Below are 22,154 nucleotides of genomic sequence, written 5' to 3'. Positions count from 1 at the left end.
ACCAGTCCCTGCCACCCCCCAGGATTCGCTCCATGACGGACCAGCCCGACCACCGCCCTGCCCCCGGTACCGCCCTTGGGCCGCCGGCACGCGTGCGCGCGGTGGTGGACGATGGGCTGGGCGACCGCGTGGTACTGCAGGGCGGTGGTGGCGTGGCACTGCAGCAGCTGTTCGCCGGCGCCGACGCGCCGGAACCGCTGCTGGCCGCCTTCGCCAACGGCATGGCCACCCTGCCCGGCGAACTGGGTGACATGGGCGACCGCCTGCAGTCGGCGCAGGCCAGTGCCGATTGGCCGCGCTACGGGCGTGCGATGCGGCAGCTGATCGACAAGTACATCCGCACCATCGAACAGCATTCGCCGGACGGACAGCCGGAAAGCCTGCGCCTGTCCGAGCAGCTGCGGCTGCTGCTGGGTGGCGCCGTGGTGGCCCTGCTGCAGCACGACCCGGATCTGCGCGAACAAGCGCAGGCGCTGGCCACGCGCCTGCGCCAGTGGCAGCCGGGTACCGCACTGGAGCCGATCGAACAGGGCGTGCGCGAACTCGGGCACCAGGTCGGCGTGCGTGCCGAGAGCTGGCAGGAGCAGCAGGCGCTGCTGCTGGAACTGTTCGCGCTGCTGTTGGAAAACGTGAGCGAGCTGCTGGACGACCGCAGTTGGCTGCAGGGCCAGATCGCGGCGGTGCGCCAGCTGCTGGACGGGCCGCTGGAAGCCGAGGCAGTCGAGCGCACCCGTGCCGAACTGCGCGAAGTGATCTACAAGCAGGGCCTGCTGCGCCAGGGCATCGACGATTCAAAGGCAGCCATGCGCGGGTTGATGGGCGAGTTCATCGAGCGCATGGATGGCATGGCCACCAGCACCGGCGAGTACCACGACCGCATCGGCAGCTACGCACTGCAGCTGCGCGAGGCGCGTAGCATCGCCGACCTCAACCAGCTGCTGCAGGACGTGATGCGCGACACCGGCAAGGTGCAGCAACAGGCCGCGCAGGCCCGCGATCACCTGGCCAATGCGCGGCAGGAAGTGGAACGCGCCGAACAGCGCATTGCCGAGCTGGAGCAGGAACTGCGTGCCGCCGGTGATCTGGCGCGCATCGATCCGCTGACCCAGGCGCTGAACCGCCGCGGCCTGGACGAACTGCTGCAGCGTGAACTGGCGCGTGCTGCGCGCAACAACTCACCGCTGGGCGTGGCGGTGATCGACCTGGATGATTTCCACCTGACCAACGAGGCGCACGGCCACGCCGGTGGCGATGCGTTGCTGCAGCACCTGGTGGCCGTTTGCAGGCTGCTGCTGCGCGCCACTGACGGCATCGCACGGCTGGGTGGCGATGAGTTCGTGCTGGTGCTGCCGGAAACCCAGGGTGCCGACAGCATGGCCACCGTGCAGCGCCTGCAACGCTCACTGGCGCACCGCGTGCTGACCGTGCAGGACCGGCGCGTGCCGGTGCACTTCAGCGCCGGGCTGGCGCAATGGCAGCCGGGCGACGATACCGAGGCTTTGCTGCGCCGTGCGGATGACGCGTTGTATGCGGCCAAGCGACAGGGCAAGAACCGCGTGCAGGCGGGCTGACCGTCCGGCCCGTCGCGAACCGCTTTGGTAGGTGCCAACCTTGGTTGGCGCGCGCGGCAAACGAAGCGCCGACCAAGGTCGGCCTCTACCTCGCGACCCGCCGGTGATTACTTGCCGCGCAGCTTCTGGAACCCGGTCACCGCCGCCAGCACGATGGCGCCGGCGATGATGCCGACCACCATGTTACCCACCGCGCTGACCAGCCAGCCCCACTGCCCCTCGCCGCCCATCGCCTGTACTGCGTGGTGCAGCGCCGGCACGTTGTGCACCAGGATGCCTCCGCCCACCAGGAACATGGCAATGGTGCCGGCCACCGACAGGAACTTCATCAGCCACGGCGCCGAGGCCACCAGGCCGCGACCGAAGGCGGCCACGGCCCCACCCTTGCGCGACAGGTACAGGCCGACGTCATCCAGCTTCACGATGCCCGCCACCAGCCCATAGACGAAGACCGTCATCGCCAGTGCAACCACGGCCAGCGTGACCAGCTGGTTGGTGAACGATGCGGTGGCGACCACGCCCAGGGTCAGTACGATGATCTCGGCCGAGAGGATGAAGTCGGTGCGGATCGCGCCTTTCACCTTGTCCTTCTCCCACGCCACCATGTCCACCTGCGCGTCGGCCAGCGCCTTGCGCCGCTCGGCCTGATGCTCGGCGTCGTCCTCGGCTGAGTGCAGGAACCGATGCGCCAGCTTCTCAACGCCCTCAAAGCACAGGAACGCGCCGCCGATCATCATCAGCGGTACGATCAGCGGCACGTTCCAGCCGCGGCTGTGCAGCCAGGCCTCCAGCGCACTGATCGCCAATGCTGCCGGCACCAGGATCACCTTGTTGACCAGCGAGCCCTTGGCCACCGCCCACACCACCGGCAGTTCGCGGTTGGCGTTGACCCCGGTGACCTGCTGCGCGTTCAGCGCCAGGTCGTCGCCCAGCACGCCGGCGGTTTTCTTCGCCGCGACCTTGGTCAGGACCGAGACATCGTCGAGGAGGGTGGCGATATCGTCGAGCAGGGCGAACAGGCTGGCACCGGCCATGGGAAGTCCAGAGAGGGAATGAGCGGATTCTGACCGATCCGGTGTGGACTGCGGAAGACGTCGGATTCACCGCGTGCCCACCGCCCCCCGGCGACACTGCGGAATCCGGACATTGCCGGCCCGTGGCCGGCGCTACCTGTCTTCGTCGCATGGGAGTTCCGCTTGAGCAATCCGCCCACCGCCAATGGCAATCCTCCGCTGGTCAAAGGCATGAACCGGCGCAGCCAGATCCTGCGCCTGCTGATGCGCTATCGCCATTCAGGGGTGTTCTCGGGCATGAACCTGGATGCCGCAGGCAATCCAGCCGACGTTCCCGCGGACGGCAACCCGGAACAGTTCGTCAGCGATCTGGAAGCGCTGGGCCCGACCTTCGTCAAGCTGGGCCAGATGCTGTCCACGCGCCCGGACATGGTGCCGGTGGAGTTCGCCACAGCCCTGGAGCGCATGCAGGAAAAGGTGGCCGAGATTCCGGTCGAGCGTATCCATGCGATCGTCGAGCAGGAGCTGGGCGCACCGGTGAACAAGCTGTTCGCCTCATTCGATCCCGAGCCGCTGGGCTGTGCCTCGATCGCGCAGGTGCATCGCGCGGTGCTGCACGACGGACGCCAGGTGGCAGTGAAAGTGCAGAAGCCTGAAGTGGCTGCACAACTTCGCTCGGACCTGGAGGCGCTGCGCAGCTTCGCGCTGGCCGCCGACCACCTGACCCAGGTGGGCCGCCGCGTGCGCCTGCGCGACTGGCTCAACGAGTTCGCAAAGACCCTGATGCAGGAGCTGGACTACCACGCCGAGGCCGAGAACCTGGCCCGTTTCGGCCGACACCTGAAGCCGTTCCGCCGCCTGTGGATTCCGCAGCCACTGTGGGACTATAGCAGCCAGCGCGTGCTGACCATGGAACTGGCCACCGGCGTGCGCGTGGATGCGATTCCCGATGTGCGCCGCACCGAACAATCGATGGACCCGCTGGCGGCGGCGCTGATCCGCGGCTACCTGGACCAGATCTTCGTGCACGGCGAGATCCACGCCGACCCGCACCCCGGCAACCTGCGGGTGATGCCCGATGGACGGCTGGCGATCTTCGACCTGGGCATGGTCGCGCACATGCCGCCGCGCCTGCGCGAGCGGCTGCTGAAGATCCTGTTCGCCGCAGTCGATGGCCGTGGCGAGGAAGTAGCCGACGATCTGATCAGCATCAGCACGCGGCTGGAGGCCTTCGACGAAGAGCGCTACCTGCGCGAGACCGGCCAGCTGATCGCACGCTATGCGGCCAGCGGCAGTTTCTCCGAAGGCCGCGTGGTGCTGGACATGGTGCGCATCGCCACCGCCTGCGGCCTGCGCACACCGCCGGAACTGAGCCTGCTCGGCAAGGCGCTGCTCAACCTGGAAACCGTATGCCGGTTGCTGGCACCCGAACTGGAGACCCGCCGCATCGTCGAGCGCCAGCTGCAGCATGTGATGCGTGCGCGCCTGAAAAAGTCCCTGTCGGCAGCCAACATCGCCAGCGAGGCGATGGAGCTGCAGCAGCTGCTGCGCGATGGGCCGCGCAAGCTGTCGGACATCATGGCGCTGCTGGCCGAGAACCGTCTGCAGATGAAGGTGACGGGCCTGGAAGAATCGCGGTTGATGGAGAACCTGCAGAAGATCGCCAACCGCGTGGCGGCCGGCATCATCAGCGCGGCATTGATCATGGCCGCCGCGATGATGATGAAGATCGACACCGGCTGGCATCTGTTCGGCTACCCGCTCATCGCCCTGATTCTGTTGTTCATCGGCGTAGTGCTCGGCCTTGGCATCGTGACCAGTGCATTGCTGTTCGATCGTCGCGCGCGGGCACGCGAAGAGCGCGGGCATCGCTAGCGAATCTGCGAAAACAACCGTATTCATGCGGTTTTTAATGCAATCCAACGAAGCCTTTCACGCTCGTTTTACCTACTGAGCGCGATTTCGCGCGCGTCATTCCAACAAACATTTCAGTCAGGTTCGTGCATGCACTATCGGGTCATCGGCCTGTCACATGCATGTGCTTGCGGCAGCGCCGGTCGGATGGACACGCGTCGGTACGACGTCCATCACCACCACCCCGTCACTGCCGAAGCTGCCTATGCTCTGGATACTGCTGCTGTCGTTGTTGCTGCTGTGCTGGTTGTTCCTCGCGTCCGGCAAATGGGTGTGGTGGAAGGCCAGTGCGTTCTCGCTGCTGCTGCTCACGCTCAGCGCATGGTGGCTGATCGACAAGCTGTCCGGTGATGGGCTCAACGCCGCCACGCTGTACCACCTCGGCGCCGACATGGAAGGCGCCGGAGTCTCCGACTTCAAGGGCTACATCGCCGGCTTCATCGTGCTGGCGCTGGTCTCGCTGCTGCCGCTGTTCGCCACGCGGGTGAAGCGCTGGCGCCGGCCCGGCCACGGTGGCGCGCTGTTCGCGGGCTTCGCGGCCGTGTGGGTGGCCACTATCATGATCAGCCCGCTGGCCCGCGACGGCCAACGCCTGTACCAGCAGCTGCGCCCGGTCGACTTCGCCCGCATCGCCCCCGAATACCAGGTGCCGACGCAGCCGCTGCAGCGCCCGCGCAACATCGTCTGGATCTACGGCGAGAGCCTGGAGCGCACGTACCTGGACGAAAACGTATTCCCAGGCCTGATGCCCAATCTCAACCGGCTGGCGTCCGAGTCGCTGGACGTGCGCAACCTGGCCTCGGCCGAGGGCAGCGGCTGGACCATCGCCGGCCTGGTGTCGTCGATGTGCGGCGTGCCGCTGACCACTTCGCAGGGCGATGAGAACAGCATGGACCGGATGGGCAGCTTCCTGCCCAAGGCGGTGTGCCTGGGCGACTACCTGAAGCAGCAGGGCTATACCAACCATTACCTGGGCGGGGCCAACGGCCAGTTCGCCGGCAAGGGCCAGTTCCTGGCCAGCCACGGTTTTGACGAAGTGCATGACCTCGCCTGGTTCAAGCAGCAGAAAAAGATCGGACGCATCCACTACTCCGCCTGGGGCGTGCACGACGACGTGCTGCTGGATACCGCCTACCAGCGCTTCGAACAGCTCTCGCGCGCCGGCTCGCCGTTCATGCTCACCACGCTCACCATGGACACCCACCACCCGGCGGGCCACCTGCCGGTGTCGTGCAAGGGCGAGCGCTACCAGAGCCAGTACGGCAACATCAACATGCTCAACGCGCTCAAGTGCAGTGACCGGCTGATCTCGCAGCTGGTCGAACGCATCCAGGCCAGCCCGTACGGCAAGGACACGCTGATCGTGATCGCCTCCGACCACCTGGCGATGCCCAACGATCTGACCCACATCCTGACCCGGCAGAAGCGCGAGAACCTGCTGCTGTTCCTCGGCGATGGCATTGCGCCGCAGCAGCTCAGCGCCGACGCCGGCACCACCCTGGATTCGGGTGCGACCCTGCTCAGCCTGCTGGACCCGAACCTGAAGAAGATGGGCTTTGGCCGTTCACTGATCGATACCCAGCGCGCGCCCAGCGCCAGCGTGGCCACCCAGCGTGATGGCGGCCGAGATTACCCGCAGTACCTCGCCTTCGCCCGCTCGCTGTGGCTGGGTGAGCCGACCCGCGAACTGAGGATCGACGGCGACGACCAGGTGGTGGTCGGCCTGCAGCACGTGCAACCGCCGGTGCTGCTGGAATACGACAAGGACTGGGGATTGAAGTCGGTGTATCTGGAGAACACCTCGCGCCAGTTCGATGATGCCGACCCGGACAACACCCTGGCCTATGTCGACCGCTGCACCGCGTTCGAGGACGGCTCGGCCGATGGCGACTGGTGCGCCCTGCTGGTAAACCGTGACAACGGCATCAAGCTGTACCGCGACAACGACCTGCGTGGCGGCATTGCCGTGGACGCACCGCTGGACGCATTCCAGGGCCCGCGCCCGAGCGTGCGCCAGGCGCACATGATCACCCAGAAGGGTCGCCGCACCCGCGCCGGCCAGTACATGCTGCAGCTGGTGGCGAGCACGCGGCCGGATCGTGGCTTCTGGATCGAGGCGGTGTCCTCGCAGCGCAAGGTGGTGCTGGCACAGCAGTGGGTGCAGCCCGATGCCAACGGCAAGATCAACGTGTCGTTCGGGCTGGACCACGAAGTGGATGATCTGGAGATCCGCGCGTGGTTGAACCATGCCGAGAAGCTGGCAGTGGATACGTTCGCACTGGTGCCCTCGCGCGGCCGACCGCGGGGGTAGGGCTCTTTGCAGGGCTGCGCCCTGCACCCGCCGAAGCAACGGCCGAAGCAAGAGCAACAGCAACGGCAACAGCGGGCATTCCGTGGTTTGGCGGGGCGGTGTCGGAGTGCGGGGACGCCGTAAATCCGTCCCTGGAGGCTTGGCAGCCGCATCCATGCGGCTGACACCCCGCACTCCGACACCGCCCCACCTCTGACAGTTCCTGCGGCTGTCGGTAGGTGTCGACCTTGGTCGACACACTCTGTCAGATATCGAAAATCAAGATCGGGTCAGATCCGTTTTCCTCCGGAAAACGGATCTGACCCCGAGAGCAATTCCAACAGATCGCGGGAGATTGTCGAAGGCGGGGTGGGTCCGGTTGCGGGAGTGTCCGCGGCATGGATGCCGCGGCCAAGCCCCCATGGACGGGTTTACGGCGTCTCCCGCAACCGGACCCACCCCGCCAAACCACGGAATGCCCGCTGTTGCTGTTGCTGTTGCTGTTGCCTTTGCTCCGGCTCGTAGCGGGTGCAGGGCGCAGCCCTGCAGAACACCCCCTACTCCTGCGGATCGCGGGTGATGTGGATATCGGTCGGGGTCGACAGCGGAATGTTCCGCTCGGCCAGTATCTGCAGCAGGCTGAAGTACAGATCGCTGCGGGTGGCGTAGACCTGCCGCGGGCTGGCCACGTACGCGAAGCTGTTGATGGTGATCTGGCCACCGGCAATGCTGTCGATGTAGACCGTCGGCGCCGGCTGCTTCAGCACGTTGGTATGCGCGGTGTACGCATCCAGCAACGCCTGCCGCAGGTTGCCGACATCGGTGCTGGGCGGCACCGCGAACTGGATCTGGATGCGGCCCTGGTTGTTGCCCATCGTCATGTTGCGCACGGTTTTGGTGACCAGCTCGGAGTTGGGCACGATCAGCGTCGACTTGTCGCCCACCTGGATCTCGGTCGAACGCAGGCTGATGCGGCGGATGTCGCCCTCCTGGTCGCCCAGCTTCACCCAGTCGCCGATCTTCACCGGGCGCTCGGCCAGCAGGATCAGGCCGGAGACGAAGTTCTGGGTGATCACCTGCAGGCCAAAACCGATACCCACTGACAGCGCACTGACCAGCAACGCCAGCTTGCTCAGCTGCAGGCCCATCGCGCTCAGCGCCCAGATCACCGCGATGATGATGCCCACGTAACGGGCAACCGTACTGACCGAATTGCGTGCGCCCAGATCCAGTTCGGTCTTGGGCAGGTAGGTGTCGGTCAGCCAGCGCTGCACCAGCTGGGTGATCGCCAGGCCGGCCAGCAGCGCCAGTACCGCCAACACGATCCCCGCCGGTGCCAGCTTGGTGCCACCGATATCGAATCCGGTCGTGAACAGTGAAGTGAAGCGCTCCACCACCGCGCCGATGTTGCCGAACGGCGCCACCAGGGCAAGCAGCGTGAGCAGCACGACCACGGTACGCAGCGCCGCCGACAGCAGCACGCCGGCCTGCTCCAGCCGCGATACGCTCAGGCCGGTGCTGAGCAGGATGGTCTGGCCAACCTTGCTGTCGGCGTTGAGCATCCAGGTGCTCAGGTCATCGACGAACTTGAACAGCAGGGTCGCGGCCAGCACCACGATGCTGCCGCCGATCAGCTGCTGGTTCACGAACTTGGCGAAGTTCAGGTAGCCCAGCAATGTGGCAATGATGGCCGCCACCACCGCGATGTTGCCCGCTACCCGGGCCAGTACCAGCCAGCTGCTGCGACGCACCGGCGTGGCCGCGCCCACGCCATCGGCCTGTGCCTCCAGCTTGGCCTCGGCCTCGGCGGTCTGCCGGCGATGCAGGCGTGCCAGGGTCACCAGCATGGCCATGATCAGGCCGAGGTAGGTCAGCGCAATCAGGCCGTCCAGCGCCACCGTGGTGACGTCGCTGGTACGCGTGGCCTGATCGAGGGCGACCAGCACCGTGCTCAGCCAGGCCAGCGCCGCCGCGCCCCACGCGTACTTGCGCAGCTTGAGTGCGGCGGTGTCATCCAGATTCAGCAACCGCCACGACGGACGCTTGGGTACCAGCATGCACGCGCTGAGCGCCGCAATGAAGGCGGCGCGGAAGGTGGCCGTCTCCAGGCCGTCGGCCACCACCTGCAGGCGCGGCGCGATCGCATCGATCGCATCGAGCGCTGCCATCAGCACCACCACGGCATAGCCGGGCAGCAGCGTACCGACCAGCAGCAGCCACATGGCCAGGCCGGAGCGGCGCAGGCGACCGTCCGGCGCACGCTCGGACGCCGCAAAGCGCCGCCCCAGCCTGCGCAGCCACAGCCGCAGCGGGAACATCATCACCAACGCGGCCAGCAGGCCCAGCAACGGCGTGCCCCAGCCATTGGCCCGGACACCAGCAACAAACGTATCGCGCCCCTGCTCGGCCAACGGCGCGACGCGTGCGATATCGATCGGCAGGCGCTCGGCCACCTTGCTCCACAGCGCCGGAGACAACGGCGAGGCGACCTTCTTCCCCATGTCTTCGGCGCGTTGCGCAGTGCGCTGCTGGTCGATGTCGGCTGCCAGCTGCTGGGCACGCACGGCACTGGCCTTGGCCTGCGCTACCGACGCGGCCAGGCCGTCGCGCTGTTTGGTGATGGTGCGTCGTTGCGCGGCCAGTTCCGGCGGTTCGGTGGTGCCTTCCGCAGGCGTGCCCAGCTGCGCCAGCTGTTCGCTGATCCGATCCAGCTGCGGCTGCAACGCCTTCTCCAGCGCTTCGGCATCGCGCCGGGCCTGCGAGGCATTCTCGGACAGCATCGCCAGTGTCTCGATGGCCTCTGCATCGCCCCGCTTGCGCTCGACCTCCTTCAGCCTGGAATCGATGTCCGCCAGTTGCTGCTTCGGCGTGGGGTCCTCATCCTGGGCCAGCACCGGTGCGGACAGCAGGAAGGCAGTGCACAGCAGCAGGGCCAGCCAAGGCCCCCGTGCACGGATCGATCGCAGGAAAGAAGACACGCCAGCCACACCGTTTCGCGCGGACCACCGCGCCTGCGCGCGACTATACGGCACAGGCGGTAAAGGCTGGATGGTGGCTCAGAGGACCACACCCACCGCGATGGGAGCTTCGACGGGGTGATGGCGCGGGGTGGTCACGACGGGGCGATAACGGCCTGGCGATTGCGGCGGGGTGATCGTGGCCGGGCGAATCGACGGGGGTAGAGTCGACTGTTAGTCGACTATCGCGCGCAGCGCGGGCTTTGCACAGCGTCCAGCGAAGAGCAGTCGACCAACAGTCGACTCTACCCCGTCGGTTCACCCCGCCTGCGTTTCCGCGCGCACGCTCGCCACGCCGGCGAAGTCAGTACTTCAGGCGCAGCTCTTCGACGGCCGGCTGCTGCAGCGCGTACCAGTCCTGGAACTCTTCCTCGGTGATCTCATCGGGCGCGTACACCGCCACCGGGTGCCAGTCGTGGTCGGTGGGCAGCGGCTGGCGCGGGCCGGCACGCAGGCTGTAGCTGACGCCCTCGTAGTCGACCAGGTCATCAACCTGCGGCCACTGCTCGCGTGCGAACGCGGATTCACTCTTCAACAGGATCACCTGGTACATCGGCACCTCCACCTCGGTTGGATCAGGAAAACACGGCGCTGGCGGCAGCATACCGCCACGCCGGTGACAACGGCCACGCCACAGCGGCGACGGAACGTTCTGGACACGGCCATCGCCCCGGCTTCACCCGCCCATGGCAAGGCCATCGGCATCGTGGAGGCCCACCCCTGCCACGACCGCCGATGACCGACCACCCGCCGCTGAAGACCGTCGCCGACCTCAAGCTGCCCCGCTACCTGGGCACCTGGTACGAAATCGCACGCCTGCCGATGCGCCACGAGCCGGAAGGCTGCACCGATGTGTCGGCGCACTACACCCTGCTCGACAACGGCAACGTCGGCGTCACCAACCGCTGCCGCATGGACGGCGACGTCGAGGAAGCCACCGGCGAGGCCTGTGCCGTCGACAACGACAGCGCGCGCCTGGAGGTGAGCTTCCTGCCCAAGGGTCTGCGCTGGTTGCCGTTCGCCAAGGGCGACTACTGGGTGATCCAGGTCGCTCCGGACTACAGCGTGGCGCTGGTCGGCAGCCCGGACCGCAAGTACCTGTGGCTGCTGGCCCGCGAACCGCAGCTGGACGCCACCGTGCAGGATCATTATCTGGCCACCGCCCGCCTGCAGGGCTTCGATCTGTCCGAACTGATCCACACCCCGCACACCGGTCGCCCCACAGCCTGAGCCGCCCACTCATGGACCTGAAGAGTGGCTACCCGTGGTGGGCGGTGCGCAACGGCCTGATCCACGCCTTCCCACCGCTGGAGCGGGATCTGCGCTGCGACGTGCTGGTGGTCGGCGGCGGCATCACCGGTGCGCTGATTGCCGACGAGTTGTCCGGGCATGGCCACGACGTGGCGGTGATCGAGCAGCGTGACATCGGCTGGGGCAGCACCGCTGCCAGCACCGCGCTGCTGCAGTACGAGATCGACACCCACCTGCTGGAACTGGCCCAGCGCTATGGCCAGGACGCCGCGGCGCTTGCCTACCGGGCGTGTGCGGAAGCAATCCCAGCGCTGGGCGACGTGGCACGCGGGTTGAAGGACGTGGATTTCCAGCGCATGGACAGCCTGTACCTGGCCAGCCGCCATCGCGACGTTCCGCGCTTGATGGCCGAAGGTGAGGCGCGGCGCAGCATCGGCCTGGATGCCCGCTGGCTGGGCCCGGAGGCACTGCAGGAACGCTTCGAGGTGGACGCCGGTGGTGCCCTGCTCACGCGCCAGGCGGCGCGGGTCGATCCGTATCGGCTGACCTATGCGCTGCTGCAGCGCCTGCGTCGGCGCGGCGGCCACGTGCATGACCGCACGGTGCTGCACAGCCTCGACGCCACTGCGCGCGGGGTGACCGCCCGTACCGAAGATGGTGCCACCATCCGCGCACGCCACGTGGTGCTGGCCATGGGCTATGCCAACCAGCGCTGGCTCAAGCAACGGGTTGCACGCAACCGCAGCAGCTACGCCTTCATCACCGATCCCATCGATGCGGACGTGCTCGGCCGGCTGCGCACCACCATGGTGTGGGAGAGCGCCCGCCCCTACCTGTACCTGCGCGCCACCGGCGACCGTCGCCTGCTGGTGGGCGGGCTGGACGACGCCATCGACATCCCCGCCCGCCGCGACCGGCGCGTTCAGAGCAAGGCCGACAAGCTGATGAAGCAGCTGCTGCATTGGTTCCCACGGCTGGACCCGGTGCCGGCGTTTTCCTGGGCCGGCACCTTCGCCGAAACGGCGGACGGCCTGCCGTTCTTCGGCCCGCACGATCAGTGGGGGCCGCGGGTGCACTTCGCCATGGCCTACGGCGGCAACGGCATCACCTATTCGATGATCGGCGCGCAGCTGCTGCGGGCCGGGATCGAGCGGCGGGCGCATCCGCTGGCGGGGCTGTTCGGGTTCGGGCGGTTGTAGCCTGCAGCCAGGCATGGCCTGGCTCTACCGCGAGCGGGCGCCGACAGGCATCATTCAAGCAGCCCCTGCTAGCGTCGGCCTGTACCGCCGCGTGTTGCGCGGCCATCTGTCCGCTGGAGCACCGTCATGATCCGCCCCCTGACCCTGCTGCTGTGCCTGGCCCTGCCGGGAACCGTGCTGGCCCAGTCCGCCGCCGGCGCCACCGCGCCGCAGGCTGCCGGCCTGGACCTGACGCTGCCGCAGGCGCCGATGCGCTACCTCAACGACCCGGCCCTGCAGCAGGACCCGCCGGGCACGTACTACGGTGACAAGAGCGGCCCGCGCGTGCACGACGACGCGAAGATCGCCGACGTCACCGATGACAAGGTCAAGGTATCCGGCAGCTTCACCACCGGTATCGGCTATTCCAAGAACGGTGGCAACAGCCACTACAACGCCGCCACGCTGAACCTGAGCAAGAACTACACCACCGATGAGGGCAAGACCCACGGGGTCAACGTCAACATCCACGTGAGCGAAGGCAAGGGCCCGGGCTTCTTCGGCCCGTACGGCGGCTACTACGGCCGCGGCCCGGGCTATTGGGATTACCCGCCGCCGTTTGGCTGGTAAGCCCCGCGTCGGGCCTGGGCCGACCAAGGTCGGCCACTACCGCTGCGTACGCTTGGTAGGTGTCGACCTTGCATGTGCCGGTGGGTGTCGACCTTGGTCGACACGCTCTGCATTCCGTGCCGGCCAGCGGCCAGCACCTACCCGCACGGGAATCAATCCAGCCAGCCATCGCGCTCGCTGTGCAGGATGCGGCCGTCATAACCGCTCAGGCGCACCTCTACCTTCTGGTTGCGGGCATTGCGGGCTTCGAGCGACCAGGTCGCACCATCGCGTTCCAGCGAATGGATCTCGCGCAGGCCATGCGCCTGTGCCCGTGCCAGCACCTGCTCGGTGGTCAACAGCGCGCGGCTGCTGTGCTCATCGAAGATCTCGCCGGTCTTCGGGTCCACGTAGACCTCGCTGAAGCGGCCATCGGCGCGGCTCACGTCAGCCTCCCACAGGCCATCATCCCGTTCGATCTCATGGATCCGGGTGTAGCCGGCCTTGCGCAGGGTCTGTTCAACCTGGGCCATGCCCAGCGGCGCAGCCTGTACGGCCGGCGCGACGGCCAGCAGGGCAACAGTGGCGAGGGTGAGTGACTTCAACATGGGGGTTCTCCTGTTCGTGTTCGTGGCCGGACCATCCCGGCAACGCCACAATGCACCCCGTGGTTAACAGCGCCTTAGCCGGCACTGTTAGCCAGCTGTTAGTCACCTCCGCCACACTCACGCCTGGTCCTACAGTCCTCCCCGCGCCCCGATGCTCTCCACCCTGCCCCTGCTGCTGGCCCTGGCCAGCGCCCCGACCGCCGCCGCGCCCGCACAGGACCCGGCGCAGCAGGTCGCGCGCCGCGCCGTGCAGCAGGGCCGCTACGTGCCATTGGAAAGCGTGGTGCGCGATGCGCTCAAGCGCTTTCCGGGCCAACTGCTGGAAGTGGAGCTGGACGACGGCGTCTACGAAGTGGAGATCCTGCGCAGCGACGGCGTGGTGGTGGAGCTGGACTATGATGCGCGCAGCGGAAAGCTGCTGAAGACGGAGCTGGACGACTGATGCGCATCCTGTTGGCCGAAGACGATGCCGCACTGGCACAGCGCCTGGGGCCCCTGCTGGAACAGGCCGGCTACGTGGTGCACGTCGTCGCCGACGGCCGCCAGGCCGAGGAGATCGGCCAGATCGAAGACCTGCAGGCGGCCATCGTCGACCTGGGCCTGCCCGGGCTGGACGGATTGAGCGTGATCGAGCGCTGGCGCGGCAACGGCCGCAGCTTCCCGGTGCTGGTGCTGACCGCACGCGGGCGCTGGCACGACAAGCTGGCCGGCTTCGACGCAGGCGCCGACGATTACCTCACCAAACCGTTCCAGGCCGACGAACTGGTGCTGCGCCTGCGCGCCCTGATCCGCCGCAGCCATGGCCACGCCAGCCCGCGCCTGCACTGCGGACCACTGCAGCTGGACGTCAACGCTGGCCGTTTCGAGCTGGACGGCCAAGCGCTGTCGCTCAGCCCGCAGGAATTCCGCCTGCTCAGTTACTTCATCCACCACAGCGGCCAGGTGATCGGCCGCGACCGGCTGGGCGAACAGGTGTTCGACGGCGGCCACGACCCGGACTCCAATGCGCTGGACGTGCTGCTCGGACGCGTGCGCCGCAAGCTCGGCATCGATCTGATCCAGACCGTGCGTGGCCAGGGCTGGCGGCTGGCCGCGCCGTGAGCCGGCAATCCTCGCTGCGTCGGCGCCTGCTGCTGGCTGGCGGCGCCGGCCTGCTGCTGGTTTCGCTGCTGGCCAGCGCGCTGCTGGGCGAACTGTTCAAGCGCAGCGCGCGTGACCGCCTCGACCACGAACTGCAGCAGGACATGCTGACCCTGCTGGCGCAGGCCGAAGTGGACCCCGAAGGACAGCTGCGCCTGCGCCAGGAACCGAATGACGCGCGCTTCCAGCGCGTGTTCTCCGGTGCCTATTGGCAGATTGCCGGTGCCGATGGCCGCGTGCTGCTGCAGTCGCGCTCGCTGTGGGATGAAACCCTGCCGGCCATGGCCACAGGTGCGGCCACGCGCAATCTGGCTGGGCCACTACAGCAATCCCTGCGTGCACGCGTGCAACAGGTGCGCCTGCCGCGCGCCAGCGCACCGTTCGTGGCCGTGGTTGCCACCGACCGCAGCGCGCTGGATGCGGATGTAGCCGCGTTCCGCAAGCGCACCGCCATCGCCCTGGGCGTGCTGGTCACGGCGTGGCTGGCGGTGCTCGCCAGCCAGGTCCACTTCGGCCTGCGCCCGCTGCATCGCCTCGGTGCGCAGCTGGAACGGGTTCGGCGCGGCGATGTGCAGCGCATCGAGACGCGGGGACTTGGGGCGGAAGTCGCACCACTGGGTGAGGAACTCAACGCGCTGCTGGACCACCAGCAACGCATGGTCGCGCGCGCGCGCACCAGCGCACAGGATCTGGCGCATGCGCTGAAAACCCCGATGAGCGTATTGGCCACCGAGGCCGACGGCGACGGCAGGGACTGGCGGGCGACCGTTCGTGAGCAGAGCGCCCGCATGCAGGCCAGTGTCGACCGCTACCTGGCCGCTGGGTTGGCCGCCGACCATCGCCAACGCACCGACGTGGCGACTGTCGCGCAGGCGCTGTGCCGGCTGATGGCACGCGTGCATGGCGAACGCGGCATTGCGTTCACAGCGGAAGGCATTGATCCGGCGCTGCAGTTCGCCGGTGCCAGTGCGGATCTGGAAGAGATATTGGGTAATCTGTTGGACAACGCCGGGCGGTGGGCGCAACAGCAGGTCACTGTCGAAGCGGAAGCCCACGACGGGCAGTTGCGCATCGAAGTGCGTGATGACGGCCCTGGCCTGGCGGCGGATGCGCTGTCACAGGTCACACAGCGTGGTGTACGCCTGGATGAGCGCGAGGGCAGCAGTGGATTGGGGTTGGCGATTGTGAGCGATATCGCCGCCAGTTATGGCGGGCGCCTGGCGCTGGAAAATGCGCAGCCCGGCCTGCGCGCAGCGTTGTGGTTGCCGGTGGCGTGAAGCGGCCAACCTAACGGTGGGTAGTGCCGGCCGCTGGCCGGCAACCACGTGGTCACCGGAAACGCCCTGCGGAAGCCGGCCAGCGGCCGGCTCTACCAAGCGCCAATCCGGCCGGTCGCCGCACACCCGGTAGGTGTCAACATCGGCCAACCTCACGATGGGTAGTGCCGGCCGCTGGCCGGCAACCACGTAGTCACCGGGAACGCCCTGCGGAAGCCGGCCAGCGGCCGGCTCTACCAAGCACCAATCCTACCGGTCGCCGTGCACCCGGTAGGTGTCCACATTGGCCAACCTCACGGTGGGTAGTGCCGGCCGCTGGCCGGCAACCACGTAGTCACCGGGAACGCCCTGCGGAAGCCGGCCAGCGGCCGGCTCTACCGAGCGCCAATCCGGCCGGTCGCCGTACACCCGGCAGGTGTCGACATTGGCCAACCTAACGATGGGGAGTGCCGGCCGCTGGCCGGCAACCACGTAGTCACCGGGAACGCCCTGCGGAAGCCGGCCAGCGGCCGGCTCTACCAAGCGCCAATCCGACCGGTCGCCGTACACCCGGTAGGTGTCGACCTTGGTCGACACACATCAAACATCAACGGTGATGCATCCACCAGCAATCAATCGCGTCCAGCACGATGTGGATCATCAAGCCGATGCCGAACAACCGCGTTTTCTTCGGCACACACAACCCCGCATACACGGCAATCGCCGGTGCGGTGTGCAAGGGATGGAAACCGATGCTGCAGCGGTTCGGTGCATAGATCGGGTCGGCCAGCAGGTGGTCCAGATCGATGATCCATCCCAGCAGCATCAGCAACCATGCCGAGGCAAAGCGCTTGCGCCAGAACAGCCATGCCAGCAGGGCTGGCACGGCGGCATGCAGGAACAGATGGAAGATCGCGCGCGCGCTCATCGGGGCCGGTAGCGCCGGGCCTACGCCCGGCGTTCCCGTTTACATCAGACCAGCGGTTCGTCGGACAGGTAGGTGTAACCGGTCAGGCCGGCTTCCAGCGCCTCCGACAACTCCTGCGCACGTTCCGGCGACAACTGGGCCTCGGCCACGCGCTGCGCATAGGTCGCACGCAGTTCGTCCAGGCGGTAACCCACGTAGTCCAGCATCACGTCGGTGGTGTCGCCGCGGCGCTGCTGGGTGATGGCATAGCCATCGGCATCGGCCAGCACTTCCACCGCGTCGGTATCGCCGAACAGATTGTGGATGTCGCCCAGGATTTCCTGGTAGGCGCCGACCATGAAGAAGCCGATGCGGTAGCTCTCGCCCGGCTTCATCTTGTGCAGCGGCAGCGAGCTGTCCAGGCTCTCGTTCTCGACATAGGTTTCCACCATGCCGTCCGAGTCGCAGGTCATGTCGGCGATGATGCCGCGGCGGTCGGGGGTTTCGTCCAGGCGCTCGATCGGCACGATCGGGAACACCTGGTCGATCGCCCACACGTCCGGGATCGACTCGAACACGCTGAAGTTGACGAAGTACTTGTCGACCAGGCGCTCGTTCAGTTCGTCCAGCACCGGGCGGTGGCTCTTCTCGTCATAGCTCAGGCGCGCACGCACGCCGTGGGCGATGGCGTAGAACAGGTCGTCGATACGCGCACGCTGCGGCAGGTCGATCTGACCCAGCGCGTAGCTGGCCAGGCCTTCGGCGTGGAAATGCTGCGCTTCCTGGAACAGTTCCACCGCCGGGCGCACGTCCAGCTCGTCGTGGATCTCGCGCAGGTGGCGAATCGCCGCCGGTTCGTCGTCGTGCTGGTCCGGCACGCGGCCTTCCTGCGCCTCTTCCACTTCCGAGACGTTGGCGATCAGCACCGCGTGGTGTGCCGTCATCGCGCGGCCGCACTCGGTCACGATGCGCGGCGGGGTCAGGCCGAACTCTTCGCACGCATTGGCCAGCGGCTGCACGATGTTGCTGGCATAGGAATGCAGGCCGTAGTTGATCGAGCAGAAGCTGCGCGAACGGGTGCCTTCATAGTCCACGCCCAGGCCACCGCCCACATCGACGTGGGTGATCTTCGCGCCCAGGCGCGACAGCTCCACGAAGTAGCGGGTGGCTTCGCGCATGCCGTTGGCGATGTCGCGCACGTTGGAGATCTGCGAGCCCATGTGGAAGTGCAGCAGGTTCAGGCAGTCGGCGTACTCGGTGTCACGCAGCGACTTCCACAGATCCAGCAGCTGGCGCGGCGACAGGCCGAACTTGGCCTTGTCGCCACCGCTGTTCTGCCACTTGCCGGCGCCCAGCGAGGCCAGGCGCATGCGCACGCCCAGGCCCGGCTTCACGTCCAGCGCCTTGGACTCTTCCAGCACCAGCTTCAGCTCGGACGGCTTCTCGATGACGATGAAGGTCTGCAGGCCCAGCTTGCGGCCGATCAGGGCCAGGCGGATGTACTCGCGGTCCTTGTAACCGTTGCAGACGATCAGGCCACCCGGGCGCGACAGCGCCAGCACGGCCATCAGCTCGGGCTTGCTGCCCGCTTCCAGGCCGAAGCCCTCGCCGTGGTGGCTGGCCAGGGTGCCGGCCACGCCGCGGGTCTGGTTGACCTTGATCGGGTACACGGCGGTGTAGCCGCCGCTGTACTCCCAGTCCTGCTGGGCCTGGGCGAAGGCCGCCTGCAGCTTGCCCAGGCGCTGGCCGAGGATGTCCGGGAAGCGCACCAGCAGCGGCAGCTTGGCACCGGCCGCGCGCGCCGCATCGACCACCTTGGGCAGCGACACCACCGGGCCGTCCGCCCCGGTCGGTCTCACCACCATGTGCCCGGCCTGATCCACGTCGAAGTAACCGTCCGCCCAATGCGGGATCGAGTAGGTCTTGCGGGCTTGGTCGAGGGACCAATCGGTCATTTCAGTCGGCCTTGTTGGCAATAAAAGGGGGGGCATGATAACGCCTATATGCCCACAGGTTCGTTATCATGCGCGCCCGCGCCCGTGACAGGTTCCAACCTGAACGGGCCGATCCGTCCGGATGTGGCATCTGTGCCACGCGGCCCCGCCCGCCAGCCCGGCTCCACCCCTCCGAACAGGACTGTTTTCCAATGACTGACAGCAACAACTGGTACATCGAACACTTCGAGCGCACCGGCTCGGCCATCGGCTACCGCATCACCGGCAAGCTGGACGAGGTGCAGTCGCCGTTCCAGAAGATCGAGATCTTCCAGACCACCGACTGGGGCAACCTGATGACCATCGACGGGGCCATCATGCTGACCAGCAAGGACAACTTCTTCTACCACGAGATGATCAGCCACCCGGTGCTGTTCACCCACGCCGCGCCCAAGCGCGTGGTGATCATCGGCGGCGGCGACTGCGGCACCCTGCGCGAAGTGCTCAAGCACACCGGCGTGGAGAGCGTGACCCAGTGCGATATCGACGAGCAGGTCACGGTGATGGCGCGCAAGCACTTCCCGGAACTGTGCGACTCCAACGACGACGCCCGCGCCGAGCTGCTGTTCGACGACGGCGTGGCCTACATGGCCAACTGCCCGGCCGGCAGCGTGGACGTGGTGATCGTGGACTCGACCGACCCGGTCGGCCCGGGTGAAGGCCTGTTCAACAAGGCCTTCTACGAGAGCTGCTTCAAGGCCCTGAAGGACGACGGCATCCTGGTGCAGCAGTCCGAGTCGCCGCTGATGCAGCTGGACCTGATCAACGAAATGCGCGCCGAGATGGGCAAGGCCGGCTTCGGTTCGTTCAAGACCCTGCCATTCCCGCAGCCGTGCTACCCCACCGGCTGGTGGAGCGTGACCATGGCGCGCAAGGGCGATAGCAGCTTCGACTTCCGCCAGGCCGACTCGGCCGCCAAGACCTTCAACACCCTGTACTACACCGCCGCGCTGCACACCGGCGTGCTGGTGACCCCGCCGTTCGTGCAGGCGGCACTGAAGTAAGGCGTGCCGACCAACGGTCGGCACCCACCCATGCAAAAGAAAAACCCGCGCTGGCGACAGCGCGGGTTTTTTGATGTTCCGGTAGTGCCGGCCGCTGGCCGGCAACCTCATGCAACGATCAGAGCGCCCAGATACCGGCAATCACCGCCACCACCAGGCCCCACTTGATCAGCTGGTAGGCCACCACGCTGCGCTCGCGCAGTGCCTTGGCCTTCAACCGCACCTTGTAGACGCTGCCGAATGCCTTGTTGACGCCACCGGTCGGGTCACCCGGCAGGTTCGGCGAGGCACCACCGGCCAGCAACGTGGCCGCCACCGCGCGGTTGAACAGCCCCGGCAGGCCGAAGCGCAGCGGGCGGGCGATGTCGCAGAACAGGATCACGCGGTCATCGGGCGTCTCGTTGTGCGCGTGGTGGATGTAGGTCTCGTCGAACATCATCCACTCGCCATCGCGCCAGCTCTTCTTGATGCCGTCCACTTCGATGTAGCAGCCGTCGTTGTTCGGCGTGGCCAGGCCCAGGTGCAGGCGCAGCGAACCGGCGAACGGGTCGCGGTGCGGACGCAGCTCGCTGCCCGACGGCAGCTGCGCGAACATCGCCGCACGCACGTCCGGCAGCGACTCCAGCAACGCCGTGGTCTTCGGGCACATCGCCTTGGCCGACGGGTGCGACGGGCCATACCACTTCAGGTAGAAGCGCTTCCAGCCCCGGCGGAAGAACGAATTGAAGCCGGCATCATTGAACGTGCTGGAGGCCGCGATCGCCTGCGCATCGCGCAGCGCCAGCGCCTCGTCGCGGATCATCTGCCAGTTCTGGCGCAGCGGCTCCAGCTGCGGGAACTCCTTGGCCGGGTCCAGGAACGGCGTGGTCGGCACCTTCGAGAACATGTACATGACCACGTTGATCGGGGCCATGAAACTGGAGTGGTCCAGCAGCTGGCGCGACCAGCGCGCGCGGACCTTGCCACGGAAGTGGATGTACAGCACGCAGGCGACGAACAGCGCTGCAATGACGATTTTGATGATCAAAACACTTTCCTCCAGCCGCAGCCGGAACGGGAATCAGGGCGATGCACGGCCGGACGGCCAGCACCGGTGGGGACCGCGGCAGGGGACGGGGACGTGCCAGGAAGGGGCGGCCGCCGATGTCGCGAATTAACAGCTTATGGTCGGCAGGCCGTGCGTCGGGGTCAAGCCGGGCGTGCGTGGCGTTCAGCGGGCTGCGGATGAACGAACCGATGCGAGTCCCAACCTATTGATTCTGAAAGAACCGTCGACCAAGTCAGACAGAATTGTCCGATTGAGCGCGACGAACTGTTCCAGCCACGCCCCTGACATTTCTCCGACAAATCGTGGAATAGCGAACTGGCGAGTACTAAAATTAACGAAAACTTAGTAACTCCCTGTAACACCGGTTCGCTTGACGCTTTGCGCCACCCACCGGGTCGTCCGAGACCCCGACATGTATCTTCCTGCTCTGCCCCCCTCCTCCTGCGGCGATGAGGCCGCCACCCCGCTGCTGCTCAAGCGCGGCGAACGCTTCCTGGCCCCTGACGTCTATCGCACCTGCCTGGACGGGCGCGAGGCAGTCATCAAGGACTATTCCCGCTACCGCGGCACTCCCGTTTCGCTGATCGCGCGACTGATGGTGCGCCGCGAGGCCCGCATGCTGCAGCGCCTCGGCGGCTGGAAGCACGCCCCCGCGCTGCTCGGCACCCTCGGTGGCCTGGCGCTGGGCATGGAGTTCATCCCCGGCCAGACCCTGAGCAACGCACAGGCCGTCGGCAATGAGGTGTTCGAGCAGCTGCAGCACGCGCTCAGCCGTTTGCACGCCGCCGGCATCACCCACAACGACCTGCATGGCACCAACGTGGTAGTCAGCGGCGGCGTACCGGTGCTGCTGGACTTCACCTCGGCCTGGCGCGCGCCACGCTGGCTGCGCCGCAACCCGCTGAGCCGGCAACTGAGCCGCAGCGACATGAAGAACCTACTGAAGATCCGTCAGCGCGTGACCGGCCAGGCGCCGAGCGCCGCGCAGGCTGCACTGGTGGCCGACCCGGGCTGGGTCGCGGCCGTGCGGCAGGGCTGGAAGCGGTTCTACAAGTGGGCCAAGCGGCGGTAAGCGCCGCGTCTTTCGGGCGGCGATGGATCGCGAGATGAGATGGGACAGCGCCGGCGGGCTGCGTGCCCCGACGGGGACGATGCCTCGGGGGGTGCGTGCGCCGATGGGGACGACATCTCGGCGGCTGTGTGCGCCTTATCAGGTAGAGTCGACTGTTAGTTGTGATCTCTCGGTAGGTTGTTCATCCGGGACATCTTTGGAAAATGGTGGTTACCACACCTCTCCAGACCCCAAAGAGCCCGGATGAACCACCATAAAAATGCCCGTTTGACCGTCCATAGT

General features: G+C 66.9%; 18 protein-coding genes and 1 pseudogene. 11 read left to right on the top strand and 8 right to left on the bottom strand.

The features are described from left to right. Positions 1-32 precede the first annotated feature (32 nt). Positions 33-1,571, top strand: a complete 1,539-nt coding sequence (locus tag AC5P6S_RS12165) for a GGDEF domain-containing protein (protein ID WP_005411356.1) — start codon at positions 33-35, stop codon at positions 1,569-1,571. A gap of 107 nt (positions 1,572-1,678) precedes the next feature. Here AC5P6S_RS12165 and AC5P6S_RS12160 read toward each other — a convergent pair whose 3' ends face one another. Beyond that, on the bottom strand, positions 1,679-2,605 hold the full coding sequence (locus tag AC5P6S_RS12160; protein ID WP_005411357.1) for a DUF808 domain-containing protein: 927 nt from the start codon (positions 2,603-2,605) through the stop codon (positions 1,679-1,681). 207 nt (positions 2,606-2,812) lie between these two features. On the opposite strand from AC5P6S_RS12160, the pseudogene AC5P6S_RS12155 reads away from it, so the two are divergent. Both AC5P6S_RS12155 and AC5P6S_RS12150 read left to right on the top strand, forming a co-directional pair. Continuing rightward, positions 2,813-4,459 (top strand): annotated as a pseudogene (locus AC5P6S_RS12155) (ABC1 kinase family protein); the annotation flags it as partial. Between the two features lie 244 nt (positions 4,460-4,703). Then, a complete protein-coding gene (locus AC5P6S_RS12150; protein WP_495204622.1) occupies positions 4,704-6,809 on the top strand; it encodes a phosphoglycerol transferase I in 2,106 nt (701 codons plus the stop codon). A gap of 536 nt (positions 6,810-7,345) precedes the next feature. On the opposite strand, the gene AC5P6S_RS12145 is transcribed toward AC5P6S_RS12150, so the two are convergent. Together AC5P6S_RS12145 and AC5P6S_RS12140 are read right to left on the bottom strand one after the other, a co-directional pair. After that, complete coding sequence (locus tag AC5P6S_RS12145) at positions 7,346-9,775, bottom strand: DUF3772 domain-containing protein (RefSeq protein ID WP_050426961.1); 2,430 nt, start codon at positions 9,773-9,775, stop codon at positions 7,346-7,348. A 334-nt stretch (positions 9,776-10,109) separates the two neighbouring features. Beyond that, the gene (locus AC5P6S_RS12140; protein WP_005414723.1) at positions 10,110-10,358 is read right to left on the bottom strand and encodes a hypothetical protein; all 249 of its coding nucleotides are present in this window, start codon (positions 10,356-10,358) and stop codon (positions 10,110-10,112) included. Between the two features lie 182 nt (positions 10,359-10,540). Between AC5P6S_RS12140 and AC5P6S_RS12135 the strand changes: the two genes are divergently transcribed. The 3 genes from AC5P6S_RS12135 (at position 10,541) to AC5P6S_RS12125 (ending at position 12,864) form a co-directional block, all read left to right on the top strand. Further along, positions 10,541-11,035, top strand: a complete 495-nt coding sequence (locus AC5P6S_RS12135; RefSeq protein WP_005411362.1) for a lipocalin family protein — start codon at positions 10,541-10,543, stop codon at positions 11,033-11,035. An 11-nt stretch (positions 11,036-11,046) separates the two neighbouring features. Then, a complete protein-coding gene (locus tag AC5P6S_RS12130; RefSeq protein WP_414489631.1) occupies positions 11,047-12,255 on the top strand; it encodes an NAD(P)/FAD-dependent oxidoreductase in 1,209 nt (402 codons plus the stop codon). Between the two features lie 126 nt (positions 12,256-12,381). Continuing rightward, the gene (locus tag AC5P6S_RS12125) at positions 12,382-12,864 is read left to right on the top strand and encodes a hypothetical protein (RefSeq protein ID WP_005411364.1); all 483 of its coding nucleotides are present in this window, start codon (positions 12,382-12,384) and stop codon (positions 12,862-12,864) included. A 152-nt stretch (positions 12,865-13,016) separates the two neighbouring features. Here the strand turns inward: AC5P6S_RS12125 and AC5P6S_RS12120 are convergent, their stop codons facing one another. Next, complete coding sequence (locus tag AC5P6S_RS12120) at positions 13,017-13,451, bottom strand: PepSY domain-containing protein (RefSeq protein ID WP_012481469.1); 435 nt, start codon at positions 13,449-13,451, stop codon at positions 13,017-13,019. A 151-nt stretch (positions 13,452-13,602) separates the two neighbouring features. Between AC5P6S_RS12120 and AC5P6S_RS12115 the strand changes: the two genes are divergently transcribed. Genes AC5P6S_RS12115 through AC5P6S_RS12105 form a run of 3 tightly spaced genes read left to right on the top strand, consistent with a single transcriptional unit; the run spans position 13,603 to position 15,868 of the window. Continuing rightward, a complete protein-coding gene (locus AC5P6S_RS12115; protein ID WP_033834860.1) occupies positions 13,603-13,893 on the top strand; it encodes a PepSY domain-containing protein in 291 nt (96 codons plus the stop codon). Next, positions 13,893-14,552, top strand: coding sequence for a response regulator transcription factor (locus AC5P6S_RS12110; protein WP_062605489.1), 660 nt, complete (start codon positions 13,893-13,895; stop codon positions 14,550-14,552). The genes AC5P6S_RS12115 and AC5P6S_RS12110 overlap by 1 nt, the downstream gene beginning before the upstream one ends. Continuing rightward, a complete protein-coding gene (locus AC5P6S_RS12105) occupies positions 14,549-15,868 on the top strand; it encodes a sensor histidine kinase (protein WP_495204621.1) in 1,320 nt (439 codons plus the stop codon). Before AC5P6S_RS12110 ends, AC5P6S_RS12105 begins: the two co-directional genes overlap by 4 nt. A gap of 249 nt (positions 15,869-16,117) precedes the next feature. Here the strand turns inward: AC5P6S_RS12105 and AC5P6S_RS12100 are convergent, their stop codons facing one another. Genes AC5P6S_RS12100 through speA form a run of 3 tightly spaced genes read right to left on the bottom strand, consistent with a single transcriptional unit; the run spans position 16,118 to position 18,709 of the window. Continuing rightward, on the bottom strand, positions 16,118-16,444 hold the full coding sequence (locus AC5P6S_RS12100; protein ID WP_043034269.1) for a hypothetical protein: 327 nt from the start codon (positions 16,442-16,444) through the stop codon (positions 16,118-16,120). A gap of 10 nt (positions 16,445-16,454) precedes the next feature. Then, a complete protein-coding gene (locus AC5P6S_RS12095) occupies positions 16,455-16,775 on the bottom strand; it encodes a DUF6122 family protein (RefSeq protein ID WP_006474656.1) in 321 nt (106 codons plus the stop codon). 44 nt (positions 16,776-16,819) lie between these two features. Next, entirely contained in the window at positions 16,820-18,709 is a 1,890-nt protein-coding gene (gene speA / locus AC5P6S_RS12090) for an arginine decarboxylase (RefSeq protein ID WP_005411370.1), read from the bottom strand. A gap of 191 nt (positions 18,710-18,900) precedes the next feature. On the opposite strand from speA, the gene speE reads away from it, so the two are divergent. After that, positions 18,901-19,752 carry a polyamine aminopropyltransferase gene (gene speE, locus AC5P6S_RS12085; protein ID WP_049432009.1) on the top strand — a complete coding sequence of 284 codons (852 nt, stop codon included), beginning with the start codon at positions 18,901-18,903 and terminating at the stop codon, positions 19,750-19,752. Positions 19,753-19,870: 118 nt separating this feature from the next. On the opposite strand, the gene AC5P6S_RS12080 is transcribed toward speE, so the two are convergent. Continuing rightward, positions 19,871-20,776 (bottom strand): aspartyl/asparaginyl beta-hydroxylase domain-containing protein, encoded by a 906-nt coding sequence (locus AC5P6S_RS12080; protein ID WP_176433094.1) that lies wholly within the window; start codon positions 20,774-20,776, stop codon positions 19,871-19,873. Between the two features lie 436 nt (positions 20,777-21,212). On the opposite strand from AC5P6S_RS12080, the gene AC5P6S_RS12075 reads away from it, so the two are divergent. Further along, positions 21,213-21,872, top strand: a complete 660-nt coding sequence (locus AC5P6S_RS12075; protein ID WP_495204620.1) for an RIO1 family regulatory kinase/ATPase domain-containing protein — start codon at positions 21,213-21,215, stop codon at positions 21,870-21,872. Positions 21,873-22,154 lie beyond the last annotated feature (282 nt).

The organism is Stenotrophomonas sp. YJH_SMC_119, assembly GCF_059368315.1.
Note: the sequence above shows the minus strand (reverse complement) of the source record. Positions and strands in the feature narration are given on the sequence as shown.

What these genes read in the sequence shown, in the direction of transcription:
- AC5P6S_RS12165 (WP_005411356.1), top strand. Translation starts at nt 33, where the DNA reads ATGACGGACCAGCCCGACCACCGCCCTGCCCCCGGTACCGCCCTTGGG.
- AC5P6S_RS12130 (WP_414489631.1), top strand. Translation starts at nt 11,047, where the DNA reads ATGGACCTGAAGAGTGGCTACCCGTGGTGGGCGGTGCGCAACGGCCTG.
- AC5P6S_RS12125 (WP_005411364.1), top strand. Translation starts at nt 12,382, where the DNA reads ATGATCCGCCCCCTGACCCTGCTGCTGTGCCTGGCCCTGCCGGGAACC.
- speE (WP_049432009.1), top strand. Translation starts at nt 18,901, where the DNA reads ATGACTGACAGCAACAACTGGTACATCGAACACTTCGAGCGCACCGGC.
- AC5P6S_RS12075 (WP_495204620.1), top strand. Translation starts at nt 21,213, where the DNA reads ATGTATCTTCCTGCTCTGCCCCCCTCCTCCTGCGGCGATGAGGCCGCC.
- AC5P6S_RS12115 (WP_033834860.1), top strand. Translation starts at nt 13,603, where the DNA reads ATGCTCTCCACCCTGCCCCTGCTGCTGGCCCTGGCCAGCGCCCCGACC.
- AC5P6S_RS12135 (WP_005411362.1), top strand. Translation starts at nt 10,541, where the DNA reads ATGACCGACCACCCGCCGCTGAAGACCGTCGCCGACCTCAAGCTGCCC.
- AC5P6S_RS12150 (WP_495204622.1), top strand. Translation starts at nt 4,704, where the DNA reads ATGCTCTGGATACTGCTGCTGTCGTTGTTGCTGCTGTGCTGGTTGTTC.
- AC5P6S_RS12095 (WP_006474656.1), bottom strand. Translation starts at nt 16,775, where the DNA reads ATGAGCGCGCGCGCGATCTTCCATCTGTTCCTGCATGCCGCCGTGCCA.
- AC5P6S_RS12110 (WP_062605489.1), top strand. Translation starts at nt 13,893, where the DNA reads ATGCGCATCCTGTTGGCCGAAGACGATGCCGCACTGGCACAGCGCCTG.
- AC5P6S_RS12140 (WP_005414723.1), bottom strand. Translation starts at nt 10,358, where the DNA reads ATGTACCAGGTGATCCTGTTGAAGAGTGAATCCGCGTTCGCACGCGAG.
- AC5P6S_RS12160 (WP_005411357.1), bottom strand. Translation starts at nt 2,605, where the DNA reads ATGGCCGGTGCCAGCCTGTTCGCCCTGCTCGACGATATCGCCACCCTC.
- speA (WP_005411370.1), bottom strand. Translation starts at nt 18,709, where the DNA reads ATGACCGATTGGTCCCTCGACCAAGCCCGCAAGACCTACTCGATCCCG.
- AC5P6S_RS12120 (WP_012481469.1), bottom strand. Translation starts at nt 13,451, where the DNA reads ATGTTGAAGTCACTCACCCTCGCCACTGTTGCCCTGCTGGCCGTCGCG.